The following is an 18,675-nucleotide window of genomic DNA, read 5'->3' as shown; positions in this document are numbered from 1 at the left end:
GCCATGGCCGCCGCCGAAAAACCCGTCCTTTCCCGCTACAAAGACCGCATGGACAAGGCCGTGCTCGCCCTGAAGGACGAGTTCGGCTCCCTGCGCACCGGCCGCGCCTCGGCCAGCCTGCTCGACCAGGTGATGGTCGAAGCCTACGGCTCGACCACGCCGCTGAACGCCGTGGCCTCGGTCAGCGTCCCCGAGCCGCGCCAGATCAACGTCAGCGTCTGGGATCGCGGCGTCGTCGTCTCGGTCGAGAAGGCCATCCGCGCCTCGGGCCTGGGCCTGAACCCGGTGGTCGAAGGCCAGAACCTGCGTATCCCGATCCCGCCGCTGACCGAGGAGCGCCGCAAGGACCTCTCGAAGATCGCCGGCAAGTACGCCGAGCAGCAGAAGATCGCCGTGCGCAACATTCGTCGCGACGCCAACGACGACCTGAAGAAGGCCGAGAAGGACAGCGTCATCAACGAAGACGACCGCAAGAAGATGGAAACCGAGGTCCAGAAGCTGACCGACGAGGCCGTCAAGCGCATCGACGAGGCCTTGAAAATCAAGGAACAAGAGATCATGCAGGTCTGATCGTCCTCTAAGGTGGACGCCTGGGGGATGAGAAGGGAAGGCTAAGAGCGCATGTCGCCGAAGACCGGCCTGCAGACCAAGACCGCGCGCCCCGGGGGCGAGGCCGGCGCGGGACTGCATGCGGCCATCATCATGGACGGCAACGGCCGGTGGGCCAAGCGTCGCGGCATGCCGCGCGCGCTGGGTCACCGGGCCGGCGTCAATGCGCTGAAGCGCACGGTCGAGGGCGCGCCCGCGGCCGGCGTCGGCGTGCTGACGGTGTTCGGCTTCTCGACCGAGAACTGGCGTCGCCCGGCGCAGGAGGTCTCCGAACTGATGGGCCTGCTCAAGGCCTATGTCGAATCGGACCTCGAACGTCTCAGTCGCGAAGGTGTCCGTGTTCGGATCATTGGTCGGCGCACGGGCCTGTCGCCCGACGTGCTGGAAGTGATCGAGCGCGCCGAGCGCCGCACCGCCCATAACGACAGCTTTCTGCTGCAGGTGGCCTTCAACTACGGCGGCCAGGCCGATATCGCCGACGCCGCGCGCCGGTTTGCCGAGCGTGTAGAGCGGGGCGAGGCGAGGGCGGCCGACCTGGACGAGGCGATGTTCGGCTCGTTCCTGTCGACCTCGGCCGCGCCGGCGCCCGACCTGATCGTGCGCACCAGCGGCGAGCACCGGATCTCGAACTTCCTGCTTTGGGAATGCGCCTACGCCGAACTGGTGTTCCAGGACGTGCTGTGGCCCGACTACGGCCCCGAGCACCTGGCCGCCGCCGTCGCGGAATATCGTAGCCGTGACCGGCGCTATGGAGGCATTGCGGCCGATGACGTCGCCGTCGCCGGCTAAGCGCTTCAACTGGAGCAATCTTGGGACGCGCGTGGCTTCGGCCACGGTGCTCGTGCCCACGGTCGTGGCCGCCGTGTGGTTCGGCGGCGTGTGGTTCCTGCTGCTGCTGGCCGTCTGCACCGCGCTGCTGGCGCGCGAGTGGGGCATGATGAGCGCGCCCAAGGCTCCGGTCGGCGTCGCCGTCGCCGTCGGCGTGGCGGTGCTGATCTCGCTCGTCGCGGCCTTCCGCGGCCACTACATCCTGACCTGGCCGCTGGCCGCCGCCGGCGCTGTCGCCGCGGCCCTGCTGGCCCGCGGCGCGGTGGAGCGCCGGGCCGACGCGGCCTATGGCGTGATCTATATCGCGCCGGCCTGCATCACCCTTCTGTGGCTGCGCCTCAGCCCGGCCGGCCTGTCGTGGACGCTGCTGCTGTTCGCGGTGACCTGGTTCGCCGACATCTTCGCCTACGTCACCGGCAGCATCTTCAAGGGCCCCAAGCTCTGGCCCCGGTTTTCGCCCAACAAGACCTGGTCGGGCTTCTTCGGCGGCCTGCTGGCCGCAGCCCTGGCGGCGATCGGCGTCGACCTGCTGGCCGAAGCCCTGCCGCGACTGCCCGACATGGACCTGACCTGGCCCGTCGCCGCCGTGATCGGCTTCCTCGGCGGGCTGGCCACCATGACCGGCGACCTCTGGGAATCGATGCTCAAGCGCCGGTTCGGCGTGAAGGACTCCGGCGATCTGATCCCCGGCCACGGCGGCCTGCTCGACCGGGTCGACGGCCTGATGTTCGCCGCCATTGTCGTGGCCGCCGTGCGCCTGTTCGACCAGTGGGGATGGCTGCCTTGACCACACGTAAGGTGGTGGTGCTGGGTTCGACCGGCTCCATCGGCGTTTCCACCCTCGATCTCTTCGAGCAGTCCAAGGTTCCGGTCGAGATCCTGGCCCTGGCGGCCGGCCGCAATGTCGAGCGCCTGGCGCAGCAGGCGCTGCGCTGGCGGCCGAAGCTGGCGGTGATCGAGGACGAGGCCCTGCTGGGCGACCTGCGCGAGCGCCTGGCCGGTTCCGGCGTCGAGGCCGCGGCCGGACCCGCCGCCGTCGCCGACGCTGCGGCCATGGGCGCCGACTGGGTGATGTCGGCGATCGTCGGCGCGGCGGGCCTGGCCCCGACCCTGGCGGCCGCCCGCACCGGCGCCGTGGTGGCCCTGGCCAACAAGGAAAGCCTGGTCTGCGCCGGCCCCGAACTGCTGCGCATCTCCCGCGCCGCCGGTGGAACGGTGATCCCGGTCGATTCCGAGCATTCGGCGATCTTCCAGGTGCTGCAGCCGGCCTGCCTGGATCGCGTGGCGCGCCTGATCCTCACGGCCTCGGGCGGTCCGTTCCGCACCTGGACCCGCGAGCAGATGGCCCTGGCCACGCCCGAGCAGGCCATCGCCCATCCCAACTGGTCGATGGGCGCCAAGATCTCGGTCGATTCCGCCTCGATGATGAACAAGGGGCTCGAGATGATCGAGGCTTCCTACCTGTTCGACACTCCGGAAGACCGCATCGGCGTCGTCATTCACCCGCAGTCGGTGATTCACAGCCTGGTGGAATACACCGACGGCTCGACCTTGGCGCAACTGGGCCCGCCCGACATGCGCAGCCCGATCTCCTACGCCTATTCCTGGCCCGAGCGCCTGGCCTGGCCGGCCAAACCCCTGGATCTTGGGGCCTATGGCCAGCTGACCTTCGAGGATCCGGACCTTTCGCGCTTCCCGTTGCTGGGCGTCGCGCGCGAGGCGCTGCGCCTGGGCGGGGGGGCGCCGACGGCGATGAACGCGGCGAATGAAATCGCCGTCGCGGCTTTCCTTGACCGGCAGATCGGCTTTCTCGATATTGCCGCGTCGGTTGAGGGGACGCTTGAACGCATGAACGGGGTAGGGGACCTCGCCGTAACGGCAGGTGACGTTCTTGATACAGCCGTCATGATCGACGGTTCCGCTCGCCGTATTGCGGCCGAGGTTGTCGCTCACAAGCGGCATTAGGAAGTGACCGGGGAGCTCTGATTCCAAGCCGATGATCGGTCTTCTGATCGCGATCGTGTCCATGGTCATCGTGCTGTCCGTCGTCGTGACGGTGCACGAGTTGGGACACTATTGGGCCGCGCGGGCCTGCGGGGTGGCGATCGATCGCTTCTCCATCGGCTTTGGCGCGCCCCTGGTTTCCTGGCGCGACAAGCGTGGCGTGGAATGGCGGATCGCCGCGATCCCGCTGGGCGGCTATGTGCGCTTCGCCGGCGACGAGAACGCCGCCAGCGTGCCCGACCAGAACGACCTGGACGCGATGAAGCGCGAGATCGCCGATCGCGAAGGCGCCGCGGCGCTCAAGCAGTATTTCCATTTCAAGCCGGTCTGGCAGCGGGCGATCATCGCCGCCGCCGGTCCGATCGCCAATTTCATCCTGGCCATCCTGGTCTTCGCCGTGATGCAGGTAGCCATCGGCGACCTGAAGACCCAGGTCATCGTGCAGGGCGTCGAGCCCAAGAGCGCTGCGGCCGCCGCGGGCTTCAAGCCCGCCGACGTGATCGTGAAGATGGATGGCAAGTCCGTCGAAAGCTATCGCGACGTCGCCGCCTATGTGAGCCTGCGCGCCAAGCTGCCGGTGCAGTTCACGGTGCAGCGCGCCCAGCAGACGCTTGAGCTCACCGCCACGCCGACGCTGGTCGAGCAGAAGGACGAGATCGCCGGCCGGGTTAAGGTCGGCCGTCTGGGCGTATCGCTCGGCGGCCGCGGCTATTTCGAACGGTCCTCGGTCTGGATGGCTGTCCCCCGCGCCACTGTGCAGGTCTGGGACATGCTCAAGACCATCGGCTTCTATCTGGGCCGCCTGGTCACCGGCCAACTTCCGGCCGACCAGATCAGCGGCATTATCGGCATCGGCAAGACCGCCGGCGCGGTGACGCAGGCAAGCGTCGAGGGCGCCCCCGACCTGAAGACAATGATCGTTCGCACGGTCGCCAGCCAGGCGATCCTGATCGCCAGCCTGTCGGTCAGCATCGGCTTCATGAACCTGCTGCCGATCCCGGTGCTGGATGGCGGCCATCTGCTGCTCTACGCCTACGAGGCCGTCTTCCGGCGGCCCCTGCGGGCCGACTTCCAGGCCGCCGGGTTCCGCGCCGGCCTTGCCTTGATCCTCTGTTTCATGCTGTTCGCGGCCTGGAACGATCTCAACCGCTACGACGTGTTCAAATTCATCGGCGGCCTGTTCACGTGAACGACCGCCGCCCGTCCATGATTGGTCCCATGAGCAAAATTCGCGCCCATAGCGCCGCGTTCGCCACCGGCGTTGCGCTTCTCTTCGGCTCCACCGCCCTGATCGCGCCCCAGGTGGCGTTCGCCCAGGCCCAGACCTCGGGCGTGGTGCAGCGCATCGTAGTGCAGGGCAACGAGCGGATCGAGGCGGGCACGGTGCTCTCCTACCTGCCGATCCAGCCGGGCGAGACGGTCGATCCCGCGCGCCTCGACCTGGCGCTGAAGACCCTGGCCCGCACCGACCTGTTCGCCGACGTCTCGATCGAACTGGTGGGCGGCGACCTGGTGGTCAAGGTCGTCGAGAACCCGATCATCAACCAGGTGGTCTTCGAGGGGAACTCGGCCCTCAAGGAAGACAAGCTGAAGGACGAGGTGCAGATCCGCCCGCGCGGCATCTTCACCCGCGCCAAGGTGCAGGCCGACGTCCAGCGCATCATCGAACTCTATCGTCGCTCGGGCCGCATCTCGGCGACCGTGACGCCCAAGGTGGTCGAACTGCCGCAGAAGCGCGTCGACCTGGTGTTCGAGATCAACGAAGGCCCCAAGAGCGGCGTCCTGGGCGTCAACTTCCTGGGCAACAAGGAGTTCTCGGACAACGAGCTCTCCGACGTCATCGTCACCAAGGAGTCGCACTGGTACAAGTTCCTGACCAGCAACGACAACTACGACCCTGACCGGATCGAGTACGACCGCGAACAACTGCGCAAGTATTATCGCAACCGTGGCTTCTTCGACTTCCGCGTCGTGGCGACCACGGCCGAACTGGCTACCGACAAGAACGGCTTCGCGGTCACCTACACGATCGACGAAGGCCCCAAATACAAGTTCGGCAAGGTCACCGTCGAAACCGAACTGAAGAAGCTGGACGGCAACCTGCTGGCCCAGATCCTGCCGATCAAGACCGGCCAGATCTACGAGGACGAACGCATCGAGCAGGCCACCGACGCCCTGACCTTCGCGGCGGGTGCGGCCGGCTTCGCCTTCGTGGACGTGCGCCCGCGCTACGTGCCCAACCGCGAGACCCAGACGGTCGACGTCGTGTTCTCGGTGCGTGAAGGCCCGCGCGTCTACGTCGATCGCATCGACATCGTCGGCAACACCGCCACGCTCGACTACGTCCTGCGCCGCGAGATGGAAGTCGCCGAGGGCGACGCCTACAACCGCGTTCTGGTCGACCGTTCGCGCAACAACATGCGCCGCCTGGGCTTCTTCAAGGACGTGACCATCGAGGAAGTGCCCAGCAGCGCTCCCGACCGCACCGCTCTGCGGGTGAAGGTCGAAGAGCAGCCGACGGGCGAACTGTCGTTCAGCGCCGGCTACAGCTCGGTCGACCAGCTGGTGCTCGACGTCGGCGTCACCCAGCGCAACTTCCGCGGACGCGGCCAGAACCTGCGCGCCCGCGTGTCGGTGGGCTCGCTGCGCCAACAGGTCGACTTCGCGTTCACCGAGCCGCGCTTCCTGGGCCGCAATTTGGCCGCGGGCGTGAACCTCTATTCGTACCGATATGACCTCAGCGAGTTCGCGGCCTACGACACCAAGTCGTTGGGCGGCGGCTTTACCTTGGGCTTCGGCTTGACCCAGAACACCTCGATGAGCTTGCGCTACACCCTGCGTCAGGACGAGGTGGACGTGGCCGACAGCTACTGCATCCCCGGCCAGAACACGGTTTCGACCGTGCTCTGCGCTCAGCGCGGCGCCTACATGACCTCACTGGTCGGCTACGGCCTGCGCCTGGACAAGCGGAACGACCCGCTGCGTCCGACCCGCGGCTTCTTCGCCGACCTCAACCAGGACCTGGCCGGCTTCGGCGGCGACGTGAACTACCTCAAGACCGAGGTCGACGGCGGCTGGTACTGGGGCTTCAACAAGGACTTCGTGTTCAGCGCCACCGGTTCGGCGGGCTACATCGAAGGCTGGGGCGGCGACAGCGTCCGCATCAACGACCGCTTCTACAAGGGCGGCCAGTCGTTCCGCGGCTTCGAGACCGCCGGTATCGGCCCGCGCGACACGCTGACCGACAACAGCGCCCTGGGCGCCAAGCTGTACGCGATCGGTTCGCTGGAGCTGACTATCCCGACCTTCCTGCCTGAGCAGTACGGCATCAAGGCCGCGCTGTTCTCCGACTTCGGCACCGCCGGCCAGCTGGACGACGTTGACCGCCAAGTTTCGCCCGGCAAGTTCAGCGAGACCATCAGGGACAACCTGGGTCTGCGCGCTTCCGCCGGCGTCAGCATCGACTGGAAGTCGCCGATGGGACCGATCCGGTTCGACATCAGCCGCATCCTGGCGAAGGAAGACTACGACCGGACGGAAACCTTCCGTTTCTCCACCTCCACTCGTTTCTAATCTCCACAAGGCTTTAGACGACATGTCCTCCAAGTTCTTCGCCGCCGCCGCTTCGGGCCTGGCCGCGTTCGCCGTGGCCTCGGGCGCCTTCGCTCAAGCCGCCGCCCCGCTGGCCAAGGCCCCGGCCGCTCCGGCCGCTCCGGCGATCACCCATGGCACCCCGATCGCCAGCCTGTGCGTGTTCTCGGCCGGCGCCGTGCGCGGCACCTCGGCCACCGGCAAGGCGCTCGACGCCCGCCTGAAGGCCCTGCAGACCACTGCCGAAGCCCCGCTGTCGGCCCGCGAGAAGGCTCTGCAGACCAAGATCGACACCTTCAACGCCGCGGCCAAGACCCCGGCCGCGGACATCAACGCCCGTGAAAAGCAGAAGTCGGACCTGGAACTGGAGCAGAGCGCCCTGCAGCGCGACGCCGCCCACACCCAGATGGAACTGGTCGCCACCGCCGACGCCGCCCAGCAGACCTACTCGGTCGAGCTGCAACCGGCTGTGATCTCGGCCTACCAGTCCAAGCAATGCGGCGTGCTGCTCGAGCGCAGCGCCGTGGCCATCTTCAACCCGGCCATGGACATCACCCCGCAGATCGTCAGCGCCCTGGACGCCCGCGGCAAGGCCGGCGCCTTCCAGGCCCTGGAACGCACCAAGCTGACGCCGCAGCAAGCCGCCCAGCTGGCCGCCCAGCTGCAGCGCTAAGCACGTAGAGAGCGCCCGCCTGGCCTTTGCGGCTGGGCGGGCGCTTTCCGTTACGGCATTGACTCGGGACGGCTTTGGGCCGCCTACACTTCGTCCGTATCGGGCGATTCCCGGGACGGCCGTCGTCGAGAGGTTTCCATGCCGGACCCCCGCTTTTTCGAGACCCTGGGTCCGGTTTCCGTGTCCGCCCTGGCCAAGGCTGGTGGTGCGGAGTTGGCCGATCCGGGCCAGGGCGAGCGCCTGATCGCCACCGTTGCGCCGCTGGACGGCGCTGGGCCCGACGCCGTTTCTTTCCTTTCCGATCCCCGTCGCGCCAAGGGCCTCGCCGCCTGCGAGGCCGGGGCGATCTTCATGCGTCCGCAGCATCGCGAGTTCGCGCCGGAAGGCTGCGCCGTACTGCTGACCCCGCATCCGCAGGCCGCCTGGGCCGCCGCGACGGCCTTGCTTCACAGGCCGCGCCGCCACGAGGCCGGCGCGTCCTCCATCCATCCTTCCGCTGTTCTGGAGGAGGGCGTCATGCTTTCCCCTGGGGTCGTCATCGGCCAGGACGCCCGTGTCGGTCGAGGCACGACGATCAGCCCCGGCGCCGTCATCGGCCCTGGCGTCGCCATCGGCCGCGACTGCTTCATCGGCGCCAACGCCGTGGTCGGCTTCGCCCTGGTCGGCGATCGCGTCAGCCTGCACGCCGGCTCCGTGATCGGCGAGGCCGGCTTCGGCGCCGCGCCCGGCGCCGGGGGCGTTGTCGACCTTCCGCAGCTGGGCCGCGTGGTCCTGCAGGACGGCGTGACGCTCGGCGCGAACAGCTGCATCGATCGCGGCGCGTTCGACGACACGACGGTTGGCGAGAACACCAAGATCGACAATCTGGTCCATGTTGCGCACAACGTGCAGCTGGGCCGTAACTGCGTGCTCGCGGCCTATACCGGGCTGTCGGGCACCACCGTCGTCGGCGACGGCGTCGCCTTTGGCGGCAAGGCCGGCGTCGCCGACCACTTGACGATCGGCCCCGGCGCCAGCATCGGGGCGTCCGCCTCGGTGTTCAAGGACGTGCCGGCGGGCGAGACATGGACAGGGTTTCCCGCTCGACCGATCAAACGGTGGCTGCGAGAAACCGCATGGCTGTCGCGCAGCGCGCGCAGCCGGGGGATGAAAGACGAGGCATGAGCCAGACCGAAACCGCGGCCCCGCAGACCGACATCGACATCGCCGAGATCCTCGCCCGGATCCCGCACCGCTACCCGTTCCTGCTGGTCGACCGGGCCGAAGCCTACGAGCCGCACAAGTCGATCGTCGGCATCAAGTGCGTGACCGTGAACGAGCCGTTCTTCCAGGGCCACTTCCCGGGCAATCCGGTGATGCCGGGCGTGCTGATCATCGAGGCCCTGGCCCAGACGGGCGCGGTGCTGATGAGCAAGTCGCTGGAAGTCGACACCGCCGGCAAGACGATCTTCTTCATGTCGGTCGACAACGCCCGCTTCCGCAACCCCGTGCGCCCGGGCGACGTCCTGCGCATGGAGGTCGAGGTCCTGCGCGCGCGGTCGAGCATCTTCAAGTTCAAGGGCGTGGCCAAGATCGGCGACAAGGTCGCCGCCGAGGTCGAGTTCGCCGCCATGGTCGTGGAGACCCCGACGAAATGACCAAGATCCATCCGACCGCCATCGTCGACGCCGGCGCCAAGCTCGGTGACGACGTCGAAATCGGGCCGTTCTGCATCGTCGGCCCGGACGTGACCCTGCAGGCGCGCGTGCGCCTGCTGTCGCACGTGGTGGTCGATGGCGTCACCACCATCGGCGAGGACACCGTCGTCCACGCCTTCTCGGCGCTGGGCGGTCCGCCTCAGCACCTGGGCTACAAGGGCGAGCGCACGCAACTTGTCATCGGCCCGCGCAACACGATCCGCGAGCAGGTGACGATGAACACCGGCACGGCCTCGGGGCGCGGCGTGACCACGATCGGCGCCGACGGCTTCTTCATGGCCGAGGCCCACGTGGCCCACGACTGCGCGGTCGGCGACAACGTGGTGCTGGCCAAGGGCGCGACCCTGGGCGGCCACGTCGACGTCGGCAACTTCGTGTTCGTCGGCGGCCTGGCGGCCATCCACCAGTTCTCGCGCGTGGGCCGCTACAGCTTCATCGGCGGCCTGGCCGCGGTGACCAAGGACGTCATTCCCTACGGGTCGGTGTGGGGCAACCACGCCCACCTGGAGGGCCTGAACCTCGTCGGCCTCAAGCGCCGGGGCTTCTCGCGCGAGACGATCAACGCCCTGCGCGCGGCCTATCGCCTGATGTTTGCCGACGAAGGCACCTTCCAGGAGCGCCTGGACGACGTGGTCGAGACCTATTCGGCCACGCCCGAGGTGATGGAGATCGTCGACTTCATCCGCGCCGACGGCAACCGTCCGCTGTGCCTGCCCGAGCGCGAGGTCTGATCTTGCGCAAGCTTGGACTGATCGCCGGCGGCGGGGCTCTCCCGATCGAGCTGGCGGCGCACTGCGAGCGCGCCGGTCGGCCGTTTTCGGTGATGCGGGTGCGAGGTTTCGCCGATCCGTCGCTGGAGCAGTATCCCGGCGCAGAGGTCGGCATCGCCGAGTTCGGCAAGGCCTTCAAGGCGCTGAAGGACGAGGGCTGCGAGGCCGTCTGCTTCGCCGGCGTCGTCGACCGCCCGGATTTCTCGGCCCTGATCCCAGACTTCCGGGGCGTGAAGGTGCTGCCGGGCCTGATCAAGGCTGCGCGCGAGGGCGACGACGCCCTTCTGCGTCGCGTGCTGACCGAGTTCGAGAAGGAGGGCTTCGTCGTCGAGGGCGCCCACGAGGTGCGCGGCGAGATGACCCTGCCGGTCGGCCCGCTGGGCCGCTATGCGCCGCGTGAACAGCACGGCGCCGACATCGACCGCGCCCTGACCGTGGCCCGCGCCATCGGCGGGCTGGACGTGGGGCAGGGGGCCGTGGTCTGCGACGGCCTGGTTTTGGCCGTCGAGGCCCAGGAAGGCACCGACGCCATGCTGCGCCGGGTCGCCGACCTGCCGCAGGCCGTCCGCGGCTGTCCCGAGGCGCCCAAGGGCGTCCTGGCCAAGGCGCCCAAGCCGATCCAGGAAACCAAGGTCGACCTGCCCACCATTGGCGTCGCCACCATTCAGCGCGCGGCGCGCGCGGGCCTGGCCGGCGTGGTCGGCGAAGCCGGCCGCCTGCTGATCGTCGACCGTGACCAGGTCATCGCCTGCGCCGACGACCTGGGCCTCTTCGTCTACGGCGTCGAGCCACGCTGATGCCTTTCCTCCGGCCGCTGACGGTCATGCTGATCGCGGCCGAGGCCTCGGGAGACAATCTCGGTGCCGGTTTGGCCAAGGCTTTGCGGGCGCGACTGGGCGACAAGGTGCGTTTCGTCGGCGTCGGCGGCGCGCGCATGGCGGCCGAGGGGGTGCAAAGCCCCTTCGACATTTCCGAACTGTCGATCCTGGGCCTGTTCGAGGGGCTGAAAGCCTATCCGCGCGTCGTGCGCCGCCTGAAGGACGTCGAGGCCCTGGCCGCCCGCGAGAAGCCCGACGTAGCCGTGCTGATCGACTCCTGGGGGTTCAACATCCGCCTGGCCAAGCGCCTGCGGGCGCTGGATCCGTCGATGGCGCTGGTCAAGTACGTCGCGCCCCAGGTCTGGGCCTCGCGTCCGGGGCGGGCCAAGGTCCTGGCCCAGGCCGTCGACCTGCTGCTGGCCACCCAGCCGATGGACAAGCCGTTCTTCGACGCGGTGGGCCTGCCCAGCGTCTTCGTCGGTAATCCGGCCCTGGCGCGCGATTTCAGCGGCGCTGACGCCGCCCGGGCGCGGGCCGCGATCGGGGCCGGTCCTGATGATCCGATCCTCGCCGTCCTGCCCGGCAGCCGGCCGTCCGAGATCGAACGCGTGCTGCCGGCCTTCGAGGACGCGGTGCGCATCCTCAAGGCCGCCCGTCCCGGCCTGCACGTCGTCGTGCCCGCCGCCCAGACCGTCGCGACAGCGGTCAAGGCGCGCGTGGCCGGCTGGCCGTTCCGCGCCCATGTCATCGAGGACGACCAGGCCAAGGACGACGCCATGAAGGCCGCCACGGTCGGCTTGGCCTGCAGCGGCACGGTGACGCTCGAGCTGGCCCTGGCCGGTGTTCCGATGGTGGTCGGCTACAAGATCGGTGCGATCACCTACGCGCTGCTCAAGCGCCTGATGACGCCGCGCTGGGTGACGCTGTTCAACATCGCCGCCGACAAGGAGATCGCGCCCGAACTCCTGCAGCACGACTGCACGGGTGAACGCCTGGCCGTGGCGCTGGCCGAGCGGCTCGACGACCCGGCCCTGCGTCGGCGGCAGGTGGCCGAGCAGTATGCGGCGCTCGAGCGCCTTGGGCGCGGCATGCCCGATCCGGCCGAGGCGGCGGCCGACGCCATGCTCTCGTTCCTGGAAAAGCGAAGCGCTAAAACGGCTTAAGACCCGCTTCACGCCTGTGGATTAATCTTGCGGCAACCTTGTGCGCCTTGCGCCGCCGTGGAGTCCGCCTGTGTCGGTCCTGCCGATTGGAGCTGTCATCCCGAACCTCGCCTCGGTGCAGCCGACGGCGACGATCGCGCCCGCCGGTCCGCAGGGCGGCCAGACAGGGCAGTCGGGCCTGCCGCCGCCGGCCATGTTGGCGCAGATGGCCATGGCCGAGGCGACCGAGGCGCTGGGCAAGATCGCCGCTCAGCCCGGCGCCGCGCCAGAAGCTCCCGATACGGTGGAAAGTCTGCTGAAGGGCGGGGCCACGGGGCAGGCGCGCGAGATCCTGCTCGCGAGCTTAACCGTCCAGGCCAAGGTGGTTTCCGACATGGTCGGCCGCGCCGCGCCGGCCCAGGGCGGCATGGCGCCGTTGCTGGCCGATCTGGAACGGGTCTCGACCTCGCCCCAGGCGCCGGCCCTGGTGCGTCAGGCCGCCGCCAACATGCTGGCCCTGCGGTCGCCCATCGACGGGGCGGTGACCGCCGGCGAGATCCGCCAGGCCTTCGGCCGCTCGGGCCTGTTCATGGAAAGCCGTCTGGCCGAGGAGGCGCCCGCGCCGGGCGCCGCGCCCCTGGCCGCCAAGGACCTGAAGGCTGCCATGCTGGTGCTGCGCGCCGCCGTGGCCAGCTGGAGCGCCCAGGCGGGCCCGGCGACGCCGACGGCTGCATCCGCGCCTTCGACGACTTCGCAAGTCGTAGGGGCCGCGCCGCAGCAGGCTCCGACGCCGCAGGGGGCGGTTTCGGGCCCGCTGGGCCAGCAGGCTTCGCCCCAACTCGCCGCGTCGACCGCCGCTGCGCTTCCAACCGCGAACCAGGCCCACACCTTGTCGCCGGCCCCCGTCGCGCCCGAAGCCGAAGCGCCGCCGCCCGCCATGGTCGCACCGGTTCCGACGGACGACGCCGCAGCCGAGTCGCCGGTCGCCCGCTTCCTGGCCGCCGTGGCGCCGCCGCCGGCGCCGCGACAGGCGGCCCAGCCCGCCGCCGCGCTGCTGGTCCTGGCGCAGGAAGCCGCCGCGGGCTTCGAGGACGTTCCGGTCGTTCGCCAACCGGCCTCCACCCTGGTTCCCCTCGCCCCGCCACCCGGCAAGGGACCGCCGCCGCCGTTCGCGGGCGGGCCCGTGGTCGCTCAGCCGGCAGCGGCGTCCACCCTGGCGCCCGACGCTCATCCGGCCCTGGTCGCCCAGCAGCTCTCCAAGGGCGTCGACGCCGCCTTGGCCCGCCAGGAACTGCTGCAGGCCGCCTCGCTGCCGGAGCGCGCCGATGTCGCGCGTCCCGCCGACGGCCGCTTGGTCGACGACAAGCCCGGTCCGCGCTGGGTGTTCGACGTGCCCTTCGCAACGCCGCAGGGCTCGGCCGTGGCCCAGTTCGAGATCAGCCGCGACGGCGGCGGGGGCGGGGCCGCGGGCGGCGTCGCCGAGGCCCGCACCTGGAAGGTCCGGTTCTCGCTCGACGTCGAGCCCATGGGCCGCATCGACGCCCAGTTGGCCTTGACCGGCGAGCGGGCCCGCGTCTCGCTGTGGGCCGAGCGTCCCGAGGCCATGGCCCGCCTGCGCGGCGGCGAGGAGATGCTGAACGCCGCCCTGCGCGAGGCCGCGCTTGAGCCGGAGGTGGCGTTCCACGCCGCCGCTCCGCCGCCTGCGCCGCCGGCCGCGCCCGGTCGCTTCCTGGACCAGGCCACATGACCCGCGTCTCTGGCCCCCGCATCGCCGTCGCCCTGCGCTACGACGAGCCCAACGCCCCGCGCGTGGTCGCCAGCGGCCGCGGCTGGGTGGGCGACAAGATCGTCGAGACCGCCCGCGAGCACGGCGTGCCGCTGGAGGAAAACCCGGCCCTGGCCCAGGCCCTGTCGGCCATTCCGATGGAGGAAGAGATCCCCGAGGCGCTCTATGTCGCCGTCGCCGAGATCCTGGGCTTCATCCTGCGCTCGGCCAATCGTAACTGACACCAAGAAAGTTACGGTAGGGGGCTGGGTCTCGCCCACGCGGCGCCTATATCGGCCTGGACCCCTTCGAGGAGCTTCCATGACCGACCTCTCGGCCTTCCCGATCGCCCGCCGCTGGCCCGCCGCCCATCCCGACCGCATCCAGCTCTATTCGCTGCCCACGCCCAACGGCGTGAAGGTGTCGATCATGCTGGAGGAGGTGGGCCTGCCGTACGAGCCGCACCTGATCGACATCGGCAAGAACGAGACCTGGACGCCGGAATTCCTCAGCCTCAACCCCAACGGCAAGATCCCGGCGATCATCGATCCCGACGGTCCCGGCGGAAAGCCGTTCGGCCTTTTCGAGAGCGGCGCGATCCTGGTCTATCTGGCCGAGAAGACCGGCAAGCTGCTGCCCACCGATCCGGCCGCGCGCTACGAAACCCTGCAGTGGGTGTTCTTTCAGATGGCCGCCGTCGGCCCGATGTTCGGCCAGCTGGGATTCTTCCACAAGTTCGCGGGCCGCGAGTACGAGGACAAGCGCCCGCTGGAGCGCTATCGCGCCGAGAGCCAGCGTCTGCTGGGCGTGCTGGAGACCCGCCTGGAAGGCCGCGACTGGCTGATGGGCGACGACTACACCATCGCCGATGTCGCCACCCTGGGGTGGGTGCGCAACCTCGTCGGCTTCTACGAGGCGGCCGAGCTCGTCGACTTCAAGAGCCTGAAGAACGTGCCGGCCTGGCTGGAGCGGGGTCTCGCCCGTCCGGCGGTTCAGCGCGGCCTCAACATCCCGGCGCGTTCCTGACCGATCAGGAGCGGGCGGCGACAGCCGTCCGCTCCGGCGCCATAAGCAGGCCAGCTCTCAACGGCGGTCGATTCTGATGTCGCTCTTTCCCGAACTCGACGGCCCGCCGTCCGACCGCCTGTTCTTCGGGATCTTCCCCGAGGACCCGGTGGCCGAGGCCATCGCCGGCCGGGCTCGCGACCTGAAGGGGCGCCTGGGCCTTTCGGGCGCGCCGCTGACGCCTGAGCGCTTCCACGTCACCCTGCACCACATCGGAGACTATGCCGGACTGCCGCGCGGCATCGTCGCCCAGGCGATGGAGGCCGGCGGGGCGGCGTCCTCGGCCGCGCCGTTCGAGGTGAGCTTCGACAAGGCCGCCAGCTTCAACAACCGCGGCAACAACCCGTTCGTCCTGCAGGGCGGGGAGGGGTTATCCAGCCTTCATGCCTTCCAGAAGGCCCTGGGCCTTTCTATGGCGCATGCAGGCTTGGGCAAGCAGGTCGCCAAGCAGTTCAACCCGCACGTGACGCTGCTGTACGATCGCGCCCTGGCGCCCGAGGCGCCGGTCGAGCCGGTGTCGTGGACCGTCTCCGAGTTCGTGCTGATCCACAGCCTGCTGGGCCAGACCCGTCACATCGTGCTCGGGCGCTGGCCCCTCAGGGGGTGATCTAGCGGTCCTGCACGTTGCCTGAATGGGTCGTGTTCTGGCGCAGGTTCCCGTGCCGGCCCTGTTCGGACAGGTTGACGTCCGCGTTGCCGGGATCGGGCGACTGCAGGCCCTCGCGACTGGCGTGGCCCTCAATGTCGGGCTTCTGGCCCTTGAAGGCGCGCTGTTCTGGCGGGATGGGCGGGGCCTTGGACATGGCTTCCTCCTTATGGTTGTCGGGAGAAAACCGTTGGGACGGCGGGGCCGTTCCCAGCGCCAAGCTCGTTGTCAGGCCGTCGGCGGCGCCGGTCGCGAGACCACGAAGGCCGCGCAACCCGCCATGATCGCGCCGACCAGCAGGCCCAGCCACAGCTTGGGCCGCGCGGCGAGCAGGAACACCGCCATGCCGCCGGCCATGCCCAGGCAGGCGAAGACCTTGGCCTTTCGCGGGATCGCGCCGTTGGCTCGCCAGGCGCGCACCGAGGGGCCGAAGCGCGGATGGTTCAGCAGCCAGGCCTCGAGTTTCGGCGAGGAGCGCCCAAAGCAGCCGGCGGCCAGGATCAGGAAGATCGTCGTCGGCATCAGCGGCAGGAAGGCGCCGATGATCCCGAGCGCCGTAAACGCGAAACCCGCGATCAGGTAGCCGGTCCGCACGCTGCGAGAGGCCGGCAGGACCGGCGCTTCCGGGGTGTCCAGTTCGATGGCCGGCGGTTCAGCCGAAGGCGGCGTCGACATAGGCCTGCACCCGTGAGAAGGCGGCTTGCGCGCCCGCGATGGCGCGCGCTTCGCCCGCTTCGTCCAGTCCGGCCGCGTCGAGGGCGGCGGTGAACTGCCGCCAATGGGCGGCGCGACCGTCAGGATGGCCCGCAAGGTGGCGCGCGCCGAGGTTTTCGTCGAGCCCTAGCTTGGCCGCGGCCTTGAACAGAAACGCTGCGCCCAGGTTCGAGCCCTCGGCCACGTAGAGCCAGCCCAGCGCGGTGGCGAGGTCGGGCTCGCTGTCGACCGTGAACGCCGGCGGCGGCAAGTCGGCTGGGAAGGGAAGGCCCAGGTCCGCCCGGTCGGCGGCGATCTGCGCCAGGCGTCGGCGGCCATCGAGGTCGGGCAGGTGATGGGCCAGTTCCGGACGCTGGTAGAGGCCGTCGATGTCGCGATGGAACCGGTACTGCACCTCCAGGAAACGTCCATAGCGCTCTCGGTCGGCGAAGGGCCGGCCGGCCATGATGCTCTTGTCGAGGTGCTCGTGCGTCGCTTCGGTGCCGGCCTTGAGCCGCTTAGCGAGGGACGGGGCTTGGGCGAGAGCGAGATCGGTCATGAAGGTCATGTTGTCATGTCGCGACTGAGACGCAACTGCTCCAGGTCAAATCCGACCGCGGCCGGTGCGAAAATGCTAATCGGGTGGGGAAGGGGCCGACTCGCGGCCGAAAGTTCTGGAGCGCGCCCGGTGACGGTGACGATCTACGGCATCAAGGCCTGCGACACGATGAAGAAGGCCCGCACCTGGCTCGACGAGCACGGCGTGACCTATGCTTTCCACGACTACAAGGTCTCGGGCGCGGTTCGCGCCGACGTCGAGCGCTGGGTCGAGGCCCTGGGCTGGGAAACCGTCCTGAACCGCGCCGGCACGACCTTCCGCAAGCTGGCCGACGCCGACAAGACCGGGATCGACGCCAAGAAAGCCGTCGACCTGATGCTGGCCCAGCCTTCGATGATCAAGCGGCCGATGCTGGACGTCGACGGCAAGCTGCTGGCGGGCTTCAAACCCGATCAGTATACGGCCATTCTCGCCTGACGAGCGAAACGCCGCTTGCGCGATTGACGCGAGTTGGCGAACTTTGGGGCGACAAGCGCCGCGTCCAGCGGCTAAGTCTAGGGGAAACAGCCGGTTCGTCCGGCGGCAGGGCATTGAGTGGGCGTGACTTCGGGGCTTCCCTACGATCTGGCGATCTTTGATTTCGACGGCACGCTGGCCGACAGCGGCGCCGTGGTGCTGAAGCTCGTCAACCCGATGGCCAGGATGTACGGCTTCAAGAGCGTCACCGACGAGGAAGTCGAGATGCTGCGCGGTCGTCCGAACCGCGAGATCATCAAGTATCTGGGCGTCTCGGCCTGGAAGATCCCGATCATCGCCGCCCACGGCAAGAAGCTGATGGCCGCCGAGATCGGTTCGATCGGTCTGTTCCCGGGCGTTCCCGACATGCTCAAGGCGCTGTCGGCCGGCGGCGTGCGCCTGGCCGTGGTCAGTTCCAACAGCGAAGCCACGATCCGCACCGTGCTTGGGCCGGACCTAGCCAAGCTGATCGACCACTACGGCTGCGGCGCCTCGCTGTTCGGCAAGGCCAAGAAGTTCACCAAGGTCATCAAGACCGCCCGGGTGAAGCCTGGCCGGGTGATCTCGATCGGCGACGAGACCCGCGACATCGACGCGGCCAACGCCCTGGGCCTGGCGTCCGGCGCGGTGACCTGGGGTTATGCGACCCGCCAGCTGTTGGTCGATCATGCGCCGACCGTGCTGCTCGACGCCGTTGACGACATCGTCGCCAGCCTGACCCGGCAGCCCGCCGCGCCGGCCGTCGCCACGGCCTGATCCGCCTTACGAAAGTTTCATCTCGGCCGGCGCCTCCAAACGGCGCCGTCAAAGCCTCTTCCCTGTACGAGACGAAAGCGACAGGCTCTCGTCGACACAATTCGAGGGGAACAGGTCATGGAACTTGGAATCCTGGTGCCGTTGGCGCCGTTCATCATGGTCGTCTGCATCGTCGTCATCCCGATGTGGCTCAAGAGCCGCGATCGCCGGGAGATGCAGGCCACCGTCCGCGCGGCCATCGAGAAGGGCCAGGCGCTGCCGCCCGAGCTGATCGAGGCGATGACCAAGGAGGTCAAGCCGGCCAAGGTCTCGTCGGCCCTACGCGACATGCGCACCGGCGTGATCCTGATCGCCGTCGGCGCCGGCATCGCCGTGCTCGGCTTCATGATCGGCCAGATCGAAGGCGATGCGCTGCACCCGCTGCTGGGCGTGTCGGCCATTCCCGCCCTGATCGGCGTCGCCTACGTCGTCCTCAGCTTCTTCAACCCCAACAAGGGCCACCAGTCGGACGTCTGACGCAGGCGCTTGGGGGAAGAGGGGACT

General features: G+C 69.0%; 22 protein-coding genes. 19 read left to right on the top strand and 3 right to left on the bottom strand.

Annotated features, from left to right (window positions below; translation table 11 throughout):
- Positions 1-3 precede the first annotated feature (3 nt).
- From frr to ACODR1_RS15335, 16 genes are all read left to right on the top strand, one after another.
- On the top strand, positions 4-570 hold the full coding sequence (gene frr / locus ACODR1_RS15410; RefSeq protein ID WP_109455051.1) for a ribosome recycling factor: 567 nt from the start codon (positions 4-6) through the stop codon (positions 568-570).
- Between the two features lie 51 nt (positions 571-621).
- On the top strand, positions 622-1,398 hold the full coding sequence (gene uppS / locus ACODR1_RS15405) for a polyprenyl diphosphate synthase (RefSeq protein ID WP_488881232.1): 777 nt from the start codon (positions 622-624) through the stop codon (positions 1,396-1,398).
- Entirely contained in the window at positions 1,376-2,224 is an 849-nt protein-coding gene (locus ACODR1_RS15400; RefSeq protein ID WP_488881231.1) for a phosphatidate cytidylyltransferase, read from the top strand. Before uppS ends, ACODR1_RS15400 begins: the two co-directional genes overlap by 23 nt.
- Complete coding sequence (gene dxr, locus ACODR1_RS15395; protein WP_488881230.1) at positions 2,212-3,402, top strand: 1-deoxy-D-xylulose-5-phosphate reductoisomerase; 1,191 nt, start codon at positions 2,212-2,214, stop codon at positions 3,400-3,402. The genes ACODR1_RS15400 and dxr overlap by 13 nt, the downstream gene beginning before the upstream one ends.
- Before the next feature lie 31 nt (positions 3,403-3,433).
- A complete protein-coding gene (locus ACODR1_RS15390; RefSeq protein ID WP_488881229.1) occupies positions 3,434-4,630 on the top strand; it encodes a M50 family metallopeptidase in 1,197 nt (398 codons plus the stop codon).
- Between the two features lie 17 nt (positions 4,631-4,647).
- Complete coding sequence (bamA, locus tag ACODR1_RS15385) at positions 4,648-7,014, top strand: outer membrane protein assembly factor BamA (protein ID WP_488881257.1); 2,367 nt, start codon at positions 4,648-4,650, stop codon at positions 7,012-7,014.
- Between the two features lie 22 nt (positions 7,015-7,036).
- Entirely contained in the window at positions 7,037-7,705 is a 669-nt protein-coding gene (locus ACODR1_RS15380) for an OmpH family outer membrane protein (RefSeq protein ID WP_488881228.1), read from the top strand.
- A 138-nt stretch (positions 7,706-7,843) separates the two neighbouring features.
- Complete coding sequence (gene lpxD, locus ACODR1_RS15375) at positions 7,844-8,869, top strand: UDP-3-O-(3-hydroxymyristoyl)glucosamine N-acyltransferase (RefSeq protein WP_488881227.1); 1,026 nt, start codon at positions 7,844-7,846, stop codon at positions 8,867-8,869.
- Positions 8,866-9,342, top strand: a complete 477-nt coding sequence (gene fabZ / locus ACODR1_RS15370) for a 3-hydroxyacyl-ACP dehydratase FabZ (protein ID WP_101712959.1) — start codon at positions 8,866-8,868, stop codon at positions 9,340-9,342. The genes lpxD and fabZ overlap by 4 nt, the downstream gene beginning before the upstream one ends.
- A complete protein-coding gene (lpxA, locus tag ACODR1_RS15365) occupies positions 9,339-10,133 on the top strand; it encodes an acyl-ACP--UDP-N-acetylglucosamine O-acyltransferase (RefSeq protein WP_488881226.1) in 795 nt (264 codons plus the stop codon). Before fabZ ends, lpxA begins: the two co-directional genes overlap by 4 nt.
- Before the next feature lie 2 nt (positions 10,134-10,135).
- Positions 10,136-10,969, top strand: coding sequence for a UDP-2,3-diacylglucosamine diphosphatase (gene lpxI, locus ACODR1_RS15360; protein ID WP_488881225.1), 834 nt, complete (start codon positions 10,136-10,138; stop codon positions 10,967-10,969).
- Positions 10,969-12,153, top strand: coding sequence for a lipid-A-disaccharide synthase (lpxB, locus tag ACODR1_RS15355; RefSeq protein WP_488881224.1), 1,185 nt, complete (start codon positions 10,969-10,971; stop codon positions 12,151-12,153). The genes lpxI and lpxB overlap by 1 nt, the downstream gene beginning before the upstream one ends.
- 70 nt (positions 12,154-12,223) lie before the next feature.
- Complete coding sequence (gene fliK, locus ACODR1_RS15350) at positions 12,224-13,879, top strand: flagellar hook-length control protein FliK (protein ID WP_488881223.1); 1,656 nt, start codon at positions 12,224-12,226, stop codon at positions 13,877-13,879.
- Positions 13,876-14,139 (top strand): EscU/YscU/HrcU family type III secretion system export apparatus switch protein, encoded by a 264-nt coding sequence (locus ACODR1_RS15345; protein WP_488881222.1) that lies wholly within the window; start codon positions 13,876-13,878, stop codon positions 14,137-14,139. Before fliK ends, ACODR1_RS15345 begins: the two co-directional genes overlap by 4 nt.
- A 79-nt stretch (positions 14,140-14,218) precedes the next feature.
- Positions 14,219-14,923 (top strand): glutathione S-transferase N-terminal domain-containing protein, encoded by a 705-nt coding sequence (locus ACODR1_RS15340; RefSeq protein WP_488881221.1) that lies wholly within the window; start codon positions 14,219-14,221, stop codon positions 14,921-14,923.
- A 76-nt stretch (positions 14,924-14,999) separates the two neighbouring features.
- Complete coding sequence (locus ACODR1_RS15335; protein WP_488881220.1) at positions 15,000-15,569, top strand: 2'-5' RNA ligase family protein; 570 nt, start codon at positions 15,000-15,002, stop codon at positions 15,567-15,569.
- A 1-nt stretch (position 15,570) separates the two neighbouring features.
- Here the strand turns inward: ACODR1_RS15335 and ACODR1_RS15330 are convergent, their stop codons facing one another.
- The 3 genes from ACODR1_RS15330 to ACODR1_RS15320 form a co-directional block, all read right to left on the bottom strand.
- Positions 15,571-15,765 (bottom strand): hypothetical protein, encoded by a 195-nt coding sequence (locus ACODR1_RS15330; protein ID WP_058346397.1) that lies wholly within the window; start codon positions 15,763-15,765, stop codon positions 15,571-15,573.
- Positions 15,766-15,836: 71 nt separating this feature from the next.
- Positions 15,837-16,283 (bottom strand): YbaN family protein, encoded by a 447-nt coding sequence (locus ACODR1_RS15325; protein ID WP_488881219.1) that lies wholly within the window; start codon positions 16,281-16,283, stop codon positions 15,837-15,839.
- Positions 16,261-16,860, bottom strand: coding sequence for a biliverdin-producing heme oxygenase (locus tag ACODR1_RS15320; RefSeq protein WP_488881218.1), 600 nt, complete (start codon positions 16,858-16,860; stop codon positions 16,261-16,263). Before ACODR1_RS15320 ends, ACODR1_RS15325 begins: the two co-directional genes overlap by 23 nt.
- A 129-nt stretch (positions 16,861-16,989) precedes the next feature.
- Between ACODR1_RS15320 and ACODR1_RS15315 the strand changes: the two genes are divergently transcribed.
- From ACODR1_RS15315 to ACODR1_RS15305, 3 genes are all read left to right on the top strand, one after another.
- Positions 16,990-17,337, top strand: a complete 348-nt coding sequence (locus tag ACODR1_RS15315) for an ArsC family reductase (RefSeq protein ID WP_488881217.1) — start codon at positions 16,990-16,992, stop codon at positions 17,335-17,337.
- 123 nt (positions 17,338-17,460) lie between these two features.
- Complete coding sequence (locus tag ACODR1_RS15310; protein WP_488881216.1) at positions 17,461-18,132, top strand: HAD hydrolase-like protein; 672 nt, start codon at positions 17,461-17,463, stop codon at positions 18,130-18,132.
- A 117-nt stretch (positions 18,133-18,249) separates the two neighbouring features.
- Positions 18,250-18,648 (top strand): DUF6249 domain-containing protein, encoded by a 399-nt coding sequence (locus ACODR1_RS15305; RefSeq protein WP_116564607.1) that lies wholly within the window; start codon positions 18,250-18,252, stop codon positions 18,646-18,648.
- The last annotated feature ends 27 nt before the right edge of the window (positions 18,649-18,675 follow it).

Source organism: Caulobacter sp. FG7 (assembly GCF_057808875.1).
The sequence above is the reverse complement of the archived record's forward strand: the minus strand, read 5'-3'. Positions and strand labels throughout refer to the sequence as shown.